This window comes from Paracoccus haeundaensis, assembly GCF_006239215.1.
Taxonomy (GTDB): domain Bacteria; phylum Pseudomonadota; class Alphaproteobacteria; order Rhodobacterales; family Rhodobacteraceae; genus Paracoccus; species Paracoccus marcusii.
Genome location: NZ_VDDC01000062.1, coordinates 1 through 9908, shown reverse-complemented (window position 1 = coordinate 9908; position 9908 = coordinate 1). Strand labels below are relative to the sequence as shown.

At 62.0% G+C, this 9908-nt stretch carries 8 protein-coding genes and 1 pseudogene; 8 read left to right on the top strand and 1 reads right to left on the bottom strand.

Annotated elements, in window-relative coordinates; all coding sequences use genetic code 11:
* Nucleotides 1-243: 243 nt before the first annotated feature.
* A complete protein-coding gene (locus tag FHD67_RS19305) occupies nt 244-1419 on the bottom strand; it encodes a zinc-dependent alcohol dehydrogenase (protein WP_139599735.1) in 1176 nt (391 codons plus the stop codon).
* 434 nt (nt 1420-1853) lie between these two features.
* Here FHD67_RS19305 and FHD67_RS19300 point away from each other — a divergent pair.
* The 8 genes and pseudogenes from FHD67_RS19300 to FHD67_RS19265 form a co-directional block, all read left to right on the top strand.
* Nucleotides 1854-1991: pseudogene (locus FHD67_RS19300) on the top strand (IS481 family transposase); the annotation flags it as partial.
* Nucleotides 1972-2229: a hypothetical protein gene (locus FHD67_RS20635; RefSeq protein WP_045984187.1), complete on the top strand. Its 258-nt coding sequence runs from the start codon at nt 1972-1974 to the stop codon at nt 2227-2229. The pseudogene FHD67_RS19300 and the gene FHD67_RS20635, both read left to right, overlap by 20 nt.
* A gap of 172 nt (nt 2230-2401) precedes the next feature.
* Nucleotides 2402-3126 (top strand): IS5 family transposase gene (locus tag FHD67_RS19295; RefSeq protein WP_246071361.1). Its coding sequence is split into 2 segments (ribosomal slippage): nt 2402-2686 and nt 2689-3126, totalling 723 coding nucleotides; the frame shifts between segments, so codons are not numbered across the junction.
* 135 nt (nt 3127-3261) lie between these two features.
* Nucleotides 3262-4368: an L-dopachrome tautomerase-related protein gene (locus FHD67_RS19290; RefSeq protein WP_218062360.1), complete on the top strand. Its 1107-nt coding sequence runs from the start codon at nt 3262-3264 to the stop codon at nt 4366-4368.
* A gap of 88 nt (nt 4369-4456) precedes the next feature.
* Nucleotides 4457-5992 carry a 2Fe-2S iron-sulfur cluster-binding protein gene (locus FHD67_RS21150; protein ID WP_342775329.1) on the top strand — a complete coding sequence of 512 codons (1536 nt, stop codon included), beginning with the start codon at nt 4457-4459 and terminating at the stop codon, nt 5990-5992.
* Nucleotides 5989-7002, top strand: a complete 1014-nt coding sequence (locus tag FHD67_RS19275) for an FAD binding domain-containing protein (protein WP_139599733.1) — start codon at nt 5989-5991, stop codon at nt 7000-7002. Before FHD67_RS21150 ends, FHD67_RS19275 begins: the two co-directional genes overlap by 4 nt.
* Nucleotides 7003-7014: 12 nt before the next feature.
* Nucleotides 7015-9261 (top strand): xanthine dehydrogenase family protein molybdopterin-binding subunit, encoded by a 2247-nt coding sequence (locus FHD67_RS19270; RefSeq protein WP_139599732.1) that lies wholly within the window; start codon nt 7015-7017, stop codon nt 9259-9261.
* A 153-nt stretch (nt 9262-9414) separates the two neighbouring features.
* Nucleotides 9415-9708, top strand: a complete 294-nt coding sequence (locus FHD67_RS19265) for a putative quinol monooxygenase (protein ID WP_139599731.1) — start codon at nt 9415-9417, stop codon at nt 9706-9708.
* The last annotated feature ends 200 nt before the right edge of the window (nt 9709-9908 follow it).

The following is a 9908-nucleotide window of genomic DNA, read 5'->3' as shown; positions in this document are numbered from 1 at the left end:
GTTGGCGGCCTGCGCGCCGACCACGGACCGAAGCATGCACCCAGGTGATCTCAGACGAAGGTGGCTGTGCCAGACGTGCGACGATCAGACCAAACTTGAAACCGCTGCTCTGCGGACAACGGCGCATGCGTGAAACCGCTTGACTGAGACGACCCCGTTACCGAAGTCCTGAACCTAGATTTCTAAGTGGTCGATTTCCGATGACGGCATCGATAAGCGTCCTGTTCCCGGTTATTCCGCCAATCAGCCGTGCGGGCGCATAACAACCTTGATCACACCTTCTTCCTTGTCGCGGAATTTAGCGTACATTTCTGGCGCGTCTTCAAGACTGGCCGGGTGGGTGATCACGAAGCTGGGGTCGATCGCGCCCGCGACGATTTTTTCCAACAACGGTCTAGTATAGCGCTGCACGTGGGTTTGGCCGAGCTTGATCGTTAGTCCTTTGTTCATCGCTGCACCGATCGGAAGCTTGTCACCCATCCCGACGTAGACGCCGGGCACGGAGACCGTGCCGCCCTTGCGGCAGCTCATGATCGCCTGCCGCAGGACGTGGACGCGATCAGTGGCGAGCATCATGCTTGCCTTCACCTTGTCCATGACCGCGTCCGCCGCCCCGTGCGCGGCCGCCTCGCAGCCGACAGCATCGATGCAGCTGTCGGGGCCCCGGCCCTTGGTTCGCGCCTGCAGCTCGTCATAGACATCGGTTTCGGCGAAGTTAATCGTCTCAGCGCCACCGGCCTCCGCCATGGCGAGTCGTTCGGACACCTCGTCGATCGCGATCACGCGGCCGGCGCCCATCATCAGCGCGGAGCGGATGGCGAACTGGCCGACCGGACCGCAGCCCCAGATCGCGACGGTGTCGCCATGCTCGATCTGCGCATTCTCGGCGGCCATGTAGCCGGTCGGGAAGATATCCGATAGGAAGAGGGCCTGCTCATCGGTAACGTTGTCGGGAATCTTGATCGGACCGACATCCGCCATCGGCACGCGGAGATACTCCGCCTGGCCGCCGCAGTAGCCGCCCAGCATGTGGCTGAAGCCGAACAGCCCGGCGGGCGAATGGCCCATCGCCTTGGCGGCCATCTCGGCGTTCGGATTGGTCCGATCGCAGGCCGCAAACAGACCCTTTTTGCAGAACCAGCAATCGCCGCAGCTGATCGTGAACGGCACCACCACCCGGTCCCCGATCTTGAGGTTGGTGACCTCGGACCCGAGCGCCACGACCTCGCCCATGTTCTCGTGGCCGAGGATGTCGCCGGCCTCCATGGTAGGCTGATATCCATCCAGCAGGTGAAGGTCCGACCCGCAGATCGCGCAGGCGGTTACTTTGATGATCGCATCGCGCGGGTGCTTGATCTCGGGATCCGCGACGGTGTCGACACGGACATCGCCCTTACCGTGCCAGCATAGTGCGCGCATGTCGTTTCCCCATCTAGTCGTTTCCCCATCTAATCGGACGTCCCCGTCGTAAGGACCTCGTCTAAGGCGCTCAACGCCTTGGGCTGCGGCATGGTTCCCGTCTGTCGGATCCGTGAACGAGCAGCCATTTTCGGGCAGCGATCGGCGAGCTCACCCGCGACATCAGGCTCAAACTGTTCGTAAAACGGCCGTTTCGCGGCCCACCCCGACTCTCAAAACCGAGCCCGAGCTGCTAGGACCATCATTCGGTCACAAACTTGGGGATGAGTTAGCTTGGGCTCTGATGATGTGACCGCTCCCCTTTGTGGATCGTTGCAGACCCACCCTGGCACATCAGATGCCGTCGGGGGGCGGTCACATCATCAGAGCCAGGTTAGGTGTTTGATCCCACGGTTTGATGGTGAGATCCTTTTGAAGGAATGGAAGGAAGCATTATGGGCCAGGTTCGTCACGGAAGCGCCACGACCACGTACGCCGTCAGAGCTGCAATACAACGATCGCAAGCTTCGCTCGCGACGTTGAGCCGGGATCTGGGGATCAACCCAAAGACGGTTGCGAAATGGCGCAAGCGCCAAGAACATCGACTATGAAATCTTCAACCTCTATCTCGATAGCAGGGATTACCGGCGGATCTTCCAACGTGAAGCCGAGAAAAATACAGGTATCTTGGCGGATATGCTGAATGAAGCCGCGCAGATACAACCGGATATTCTCAGGAGCTACATCATCGGCGCAGGGTTGCGGTTGAAGATCGCCCCAACCGGAGCTGGCAAAGGCGTCAAATTAAGTAAGCAGAATAGTCGTTACTAAAAGTTTTTTTCTGTATCGTTAGAACAATGCAAAATGAACGGATAATATTATGGACGGTTATTGCCCTTATTGCTTAGGCTCCAGACCCATTGATTTCAGGCGTTTGGCATGATTCAGGCTCCGCAAGGAGACCTGATCGATGAGCAATCTTTACTGGCTGAGCGATGCCTAGATGGAACGCCTGAAGCCGTTCTTTCCCAAGAGTCATGGCAAGCCCCGCGTCGATGATCGCCGCGTTCTCAGCGGCATAATCTTCGTCAACCGCAATGGGTTGCGGTGGTGTGATGCGCCGAAGGAATACGGGCCCGCCAAGACCCTCTACAACCGTTGGAAGCGCTGGAGTGACAACGGGGTCTTCGCCCGGATCATGGTCGGCCTGGCCGCTGAGAGCGCCGAGCACAAGACGATCATGATCGATGCGACCTATCTCAAGGCACACCGCACGGAGTCGAGCCTGTGCGTGAAAAAGGGGGGCGCGCACGCCAGATCGGGCGGACAAAAGGCGGCATGAACACCAAACTGCACGCCGTTGCCGATGCCACGGGGCGGCCGATCGGGTTCTTCATGTCGGCCGGCCAGGTCAGCGACTACACAGGCGCCGCGGCTCTTCTGGGCAGTCTGCCGAAGGCGGGTTGGCTGCTGGCTGACAGGGGCTACGACGCTGATTGGTTCATAGAAGCGTTGAAAGACAAGGGGATAAAGGTCTGCATCCCCGGTCGAAAGTCCCGCAGGAAGGCCGTCAAATACGACAAGCGGCGCTACAAACGGCGCAACCGCATCGAGATCATGTTCGGCCGTCTGAAGGATTGGCGGCGCGTCGCCACCCGATACGACCGCTGCCCGGAAACCTTCTTCTCCGCGATCATGCTCGCCGCAACCGTCTTGTTCTGGCTGTGAAATTCAATGAGTCTGGACCCTACGTGCCTGTGCGGTGGGGATGCTGTCCGATTTCCGTTTCCGGGAACGAAGCAGGGGCCACGATCGTTACCCACCAAAATAACGCAAATTTCATTCAGTAAACGGGAGGGGTCGGTGCGGAAGCGCAGTGTTTTGATCGGGTTCGGAGCCCTTACGGCAGCGCTGGCGGGCGCCGCATATGCGCAGACCGGACGCAGCGCCGCGCTGACGCAGGTGGCGCACTTCGACCACCAGGTAACCGGCGTTGCCGTCACTGCCGATGGACGCCGCTTCGTCAGCTTTCCGCGCTGGACTGACGACGCGCCGATCTCGGTTGCCGAGGTGATGCCCAACGGATCGCTCTGGCCTTATCCCGACGTTAAGTGGAACAGCTGGCGCAACGCCAAGGCGAACGAGATGCCGGTCGGCGAGCACTTCGTCTGCGTCCAGTCGATCGTTCCCGACGGCCACGGCAACCTGTGGGTGCTCGATCCCGGCGCGCCCGGCAACGAGAAGATCTTGGAGGGCGCGCCGAAACTCGTCCGCATCGACCTGAAAACGAACAAGGTGACCAAGGTCATTGCGGTGCCAGGCGACATCGCGCTGCAGGGCACTTACCTCAACGATATCCGGTTCTCGCCAGATGGCCGGACCGGCTACATCACCGACAGCGGCACACGTGGCGCGATCATCGTCGTCGACTTGGACAACGGCAAGAGCTTCCGCGCCCTTGATGGTCATCCGTCGACCCAGATCGACAAGAGCGTCACCGTCGCGATCGAGGGCAAGCCGCTTGTTCGTCCCGACGGCCGTCAGCCCGCGTTCGCCTCCGACGGCATTGCGATCTCGAATGACGGGAAGACGCTCTACTGGCAGGCGCTGACCGGAAAGACGCTCTATTCGATCGCCACAGACAAGCTGCGCGCCGACGTCAGCGAGCGCGACCGCGGCGCTGCGGTGAAGACCGTTGCCACCACAGCCGTCGCTGACGGCCTATGGATGAGCAAGGCGGGGACGCTCTACATCACCTCGCCGACCGATTACTCGATCAGGCGGCTCGTCGGGTCGGGCACCGAGACCGTCCTGACCGACAAGCGGTTGCGCTGGCCCGACACCTTCGCCGAAGGTCCCGACGGGACAATCTACGTCACCGCCAGCCACATTCAGGACACGCAATGGTTCACGCCCGGCGCGCCGCCATCGATCCGCACCGAGTTGTTCTCTTTCGCTCCAGCCCGCTGAGGATCGTCATGACCTACCTGCGCTACCGCGACGACATTGAGACGCTCGAACCCGACGAACAGGAAACGACGACGGCATCATCCAGGGCATGATCCAGCAGAGCGAAGTGGTCGAGAAGCGCGAGCAGCATGCCGTGCGCGCCAGCCACGCTAAGAGCAGCGCCTGCGTGGTCGGCACGCTGACGATAGCCGACGACCTTCCGCCGGAATTGGCACAGGGATTGTTCGCCGCGGCAGGCACCTACGACGTCGCGATCCGCTTCGCGGAGGGGCCGGGCGAGACGCTGGGCGACCGGGTATCGACGCACCGCGGCATGACGATCAAGGTTTTTGGCGTCGAAGGTGAGAAGCTGCCTGGGCATGATGCGCCAACGCAGGATTTCGTCCTCGCCACGGGACGAACGTTCCCCTCCGGCACGGCAAGCGGCTTCCTGAGCGACGCGAAGAAGATTGGCACGGCCACGCCCCTGCCCGAGGGGGTCAAGAGTGCAGTGTCGTCGATGGCGCGCAACTTCAACAAGGTGCTAAGCGTCTTCAACACCGCCTATGCCAAGGCCGACTTCTTCGGCCATCCGTTCAGCCATCCGGTCGGCAACGACTATTTCAGCCAAGCACCAATGCGCTACGGCGACTACGTCGCCAAGCTCAGTGCCGTGCCGGCATCGCAGGCACAGGATGCGCTTGGAGAGTGGCAACTCGACCCGCACGAGGACGAGGACGGCTTTCGCCACGCCCCGACCAATTACTTCCGCGATCACGAGGCGGTGTTCGAACTGAAGGTCCAGCTCTGGGCGAACGCGGAGACGCAGCCGATCGAGGACGCCTTGGTCGAGTGGCCGTCACAGGGCAAACAGCATCGCACCTCAGCCACGGTTCGCAGCCCCGCGCAGGAAGCCTACAGCTCGGCGCGCGCCAGCTATTTCGATGAAGTGATGACCTTCCGCCCAGCCCACAGCCTGGCCGCCCATCGGCCGCTCGGGTCGGTGATGCGCGCACGGCTTCAGGTCTATCATGCGCTGTCCCCTTTCGCCACCGCGAGAACGGGGTTACTGAAGAAAACACCGCTGACATCACAGCCATCCCGGCCTAAGCCGAAGCAAGAGGCACCGATCATGTCGACAGCCGTCAATTCCGCCACGTACGCCGCCATGCCGATCGGCACGGTGCCAACCAAGCTGACGATCAACGGTGAGACACGCACCCGCGCGATCGAGCCTTGGACAACGTTGCTCGACCTGCTGCGGGAGGGCGAAGACCTGATCGGCACCAAGAAAGGCTGCGATCATGGCCAGTGCGGCGCGTGCACCGTGCTGGTCGACGGGCGCCGCATCAACTCGTGTCTCAAGCTGGCGGTGACGCTGGACGGGGCGGAAATCACGACGATCGAGGGGCTCGGTCAGCCGGGCAACCTCCATCCGCTGCAATCCGCTTTCTGCGACCACGACGCGTTCCAGTGCGGCTATTGCACGCCCGGCCAGATTTGTTCGGCGCAGGGCCTCATCAATGAAGGCAAGGCTAGGACCCGCGACGAGGTCCGCGAGCTGATGAGCGGAAACCTGTGCCGGTGCGGCGCATATACGAACATCATCGATGCGGTGCTCGACGTGATCGGAGAGCAGGCATGAACCGCTTCGACTATGCCCGTCCGGCAAGCGTTGCCGAAGCAGTACAGGCAGGCACGGGAGAGCAGGTCCGCTACCTGGCGGGCGGCACGAACCTGATCGACCTGATGAAGGAAAACGTCGATCAGCCGACGACGGTAATCGACATCAATCGCCTGCCGCTGAACGCGATCGAGGAGCTGGACGGCGGAGGGCTGCGGTTAGGCGCGCTCGTGCCGAACTCCGATACGGCGTGGGACGCGCGGGTAGAGCAGCGCTATCCCTTGCTGTCTTCCGCGATCCTTGCCGGCGCCAGCCCTCAGTTGCGCAATGCCGCGACCAACGGCGGCAACCTCAACCAGCGCACGCGCTGCTATTACTTCTATGATGTCGCAACGCCGTGCAACAAGCGTAAGCCGGGCTCCGGCTGCGGTGCAATCGGCGGGGTCAATCGTATCCACGCTATCCTGGGCGCGAGTGACCAATGCATCGCCACACATCCCTCGGATATGTGCGTCGCTCTGGCAGTGCTCGACGCGATTGTTCAGGTGACCGGGCCGGAAGGTGACCGCGCGATCCCGATCGCCGATTATCATCGGCTGCCCGGCGACGAGCCGTGGCGCGACAACACGCTGAGTCCAGGCGAGTTGGTGACGGGCATCGACCTACCCGCTGAGGACTTCACTGAGAACTACACCTACCTGAAGCTGCGCGATCGTCTGTCCTATGCCTTCGCGCTGGTGTCGATAGCCGTCGCGATGCGGATTGAAGGCAGCACGATCGCTGAAGCGCGGGTGGCGCTCGGCGGCGTCGCGCACAAGCCATGGCGCAGCACCGAAGCCGAGAAGCTGCTGAAAGGCCAGCAGCCCTCGCCGCAGACATTCGGCGCCTTCGCCGATGCCCTCCTCGCCGGAGCGGTCGGTCAGGGCAAGAACGACTTCAAAATCCCGCTCGCGCGCAAGGGGATCGTCCGTGCGCTGAAGCAGGCCGCCGAGGCCACCCCGCAATCGCAGACCGACAAGCGCATCGCTTAAGGAGCAGACATCATGGCTACCGCAGCGAAGATCGGAATCGGCAGCGCGATCAACCGCGTCGATGGCGTCGAGAAGGTCACCGGCACGGCGCGCTACGCCGCCGAGCATCCGGTGGAGAACCTGCTGTACGGCTACATCGTCGAGGCCGCGATCGCCAAAGGCCGCGTGCTTAGCGTCGATGAGGACGCGGCGCGCGCTGTTCCTGGCGTTGTCGAGGTCATCACACATCTCAACCGGCCGCACGTCGCCTGGACAGACCACAGCTACCAGGACGAGATGAAGATTCCTGGCTCGCCGTTCCGGCCGCTCTACGATGACCGCGTCCATTTCAGCCAGCAACCGATCGCGCTGGTGATGGCCGAGACGTTCGAGGCAGCGCGCTACGCCGCCAGCCTGATCGAGGTCGCCTACGAGACAGAGGCGCATAACACCGACTTCGACGTCGCACTCGGCGAGAAGTATGTGCCGAAGAAAAAGCGCAGCGGCTACACGCCGCCCAAGAACCGTGGCGACGCGGCGCAGGCGTTCGCGGACGCCCCGCTCAAGGTGGCGGGCGATTACCGGCTCGCGCCGGAACACCACAATCCCATGGAGATGTTCGGCTCCACCGTCGAATGGCACGGCGACGGCAGCATCACCGTTTGGGATAAGACCCAGGGTTCGCAGGGGGTGCATGCCTACCTTGCCAGCGTCTTCGGCTTTTCGAAAAAGAAGGTACGCGTGCTCAACCCTTATGTCGGCGGCGCCTTCGGCTCCGGACTCCGACCGCAGCATCAGGTGTTTCTCGCGGTGCTCGCCGCGAAGATGCTTGAACGCTCCGTAAGGGTGACGATGACACGCCAGCAGATGTTCAGCCACGCCTATCGCCCGCAGGCGGTTCAAAGTATCGCCTTGGGCGCGGAGACGACCGGCAAACTCACCGCGATCCGGAACGCGGCGACCACCTCCACCTCGCGCTACGAGGACAATATGGAGAATGTCGTCACTTGGGGGCTGATGAATTACGACTGCCCGAACGCCGACGCTGATTACACCATCGCCCAGGTCGATACCGCGACATCGGCCGACATGCGGGCGCCGGGGGCGGCGACCGGCATGACGCTGTTCGAGATGGCAATCGACGAGATGGCCTATGCCGCCAAGGTCGACCCGCTCGAGTTTCGACTCATCAATTATTCACCCATCGATGCAATGAACGGCACGCCCTACACCAGCAAGGCGCTGCGGGAGGCGTTCCGCGAGGGGGCCGAGGCGTTCGGATGGAGTGAGCGCTCGGCCGAGCCGCGGTCGATGCGCGAAGGCAACGAGCTGATCGGCTGGGGCTGCGCGACCGGCATGTGGGACGCGCAATTTGCCAAGACGTCCGCCCGCGCGAAGCTGACGGTCGATGGGCATCTGGAGGTTGCGTGCGCGACTTCGGACATCGGCACCGGCAGCTACACTGTGATGACCCTGGTCGCTGCCGACACGCTGGGCCTGCCCCCTGAGCAGATCACTGCCAAGCTGGGCGATTCCGACCTCCCGGCTGCCCCGGTCGAAGGCGGATCATGGGGGGCGGCATCGTCTGGGGCGGCGGTCCAGCTCGCGTGTCAAGCGGTCGGCGAGAAGCTCCTGAAGGCGGCCGGGAAGATCGCCGGCAAACCGCTGGGCCGAGCGAAAATAGACGATGTGCTGTTTGAGGACGGCTGCATCGTGTTGAAGGACATGCCGACGGTCCGCGTGCCATTCGGCGATGCGATGCGTGCCGCCGATCTGACGGAGATCGAAGAGGAAGCAACCGCTGCTCCCGGGGTACGCGAAATGTGGAAAGGCCTCCACAAGTCAAAGAACACCCATAGCGCAATCTTCGCGGAAGTGAGGGTGGATGAGGAGTTGGGCGTTGTACGCGTCACCCGCATCGTCGACGCCGTCGCTGCTGGCCGCATCATCAACCCGAAGACTGCGCGCAGCCAGATCCTCGGCGGCGTGGTGATGGGCATCGGTATGGCGCTTCACGAGGAGACGTTCCCCGATCACCGGATGGGTCGCTGGATGAACCACAATTTCAGCGAATACCATGTACCCGTGCAGGCCGACATCCATGATATTCAAGTCATCTTCGTCGATGAACCCGATCCTGAGGTGACTCCGCTCGGAGTGAAAGGCTTGGGCGAGATTGGCATTGTCGGCACCGCCGCGGCGATCGCCAACGCGATCTATCATGCGACTGGCAAGCGGGTCCGGTCTCTGCCGATCACGATCGACAAGATTCTGGGATGATGCACTGTTCTACGCGGGCAGCCAGCTGCCTTCGCTACACTATTGCGTCTTCCACCGCGGCGTTATCGAGCGCGTGACCGCTGGCAACGTTTCCACCCTCTCGTTCGTTATCGTGCAAACTAATACTTGGTCATTTATCTTGAGGAGTTGATCATGCCCAAACTTGCGCTGTACGTGCCACTGAAGGCCAAGGCCGGAAAAGAGAGCGATGTCGCCGATTTCTTGACTTCGGCGCTACCGCTCGTTCAAGCCGAGCCCGGTACCCTGACCTGGTATGCGATCCAGGAAGGCCCCGGTGCGTACGCGATCTTCGATACGTTCGACACAGAGGAAGATCGGCAGGCGCATCTTGACGGCAAGGTTGCCGCCGCACTGATGGACAAGGCGGATGAGCTGTTTTCCGAACCGCCGCAGATCCATAAGTTCACCCTACTGGCAGCTAAATAGCAGAGTGCTCGACACCATTCCGTCGGGCCTGGCTGAACGGCAGACCGGGACTTCATACGTGTCCCATCCCGCGTGATTATACGGCCGCTTCGTGAACAGCTCGGGCCTTTCGCGATGCCAGTGGACCTTGTTGCACATCTCAGTGATGGGGATTCACTGAGCGCGTCCTGAGGGTTAGGTCGAGGGCATGCCGAAGCCTT

Coding starts and splice junctions, on each gene's coding strand:
- FHD67_RS19265 (WP_139599731.1), top strand. CDS start 9,415: ATGCCCAAACTTGCGCTGTACGTGCCACTGAAGGCCAAGGCCGGAAAA.
- FHD67_RS21150 (WP_342775329.1), top strand. CDS start 4,457: ATGATCCAGCAGAGCGAAGTGGTCGAGAAGCGCGAGCAGCATGCCGTG.
- FHD67_RS19275 (WP_139599733.1), top strand. CDS start 5,989: ATGAACCGCTTCGACTATGCCCGTCCGGCAAGCGTTGCCGAAGCAGTA.
- FHD67_RS19305 (WP_139599735.1), bottom strand. CDS start 1,419: ATGCGCGCACTATGCTGGCACGGTAAGGGCGATGTCCGTGTCGACACC.
- FHD67_RS19270 (WP_139599732.1), top strand. CDS start 7,015: ATGGCTACCGCAGCGAAGATCGGAATCGGCAGCGCGATCAACCGCGTC.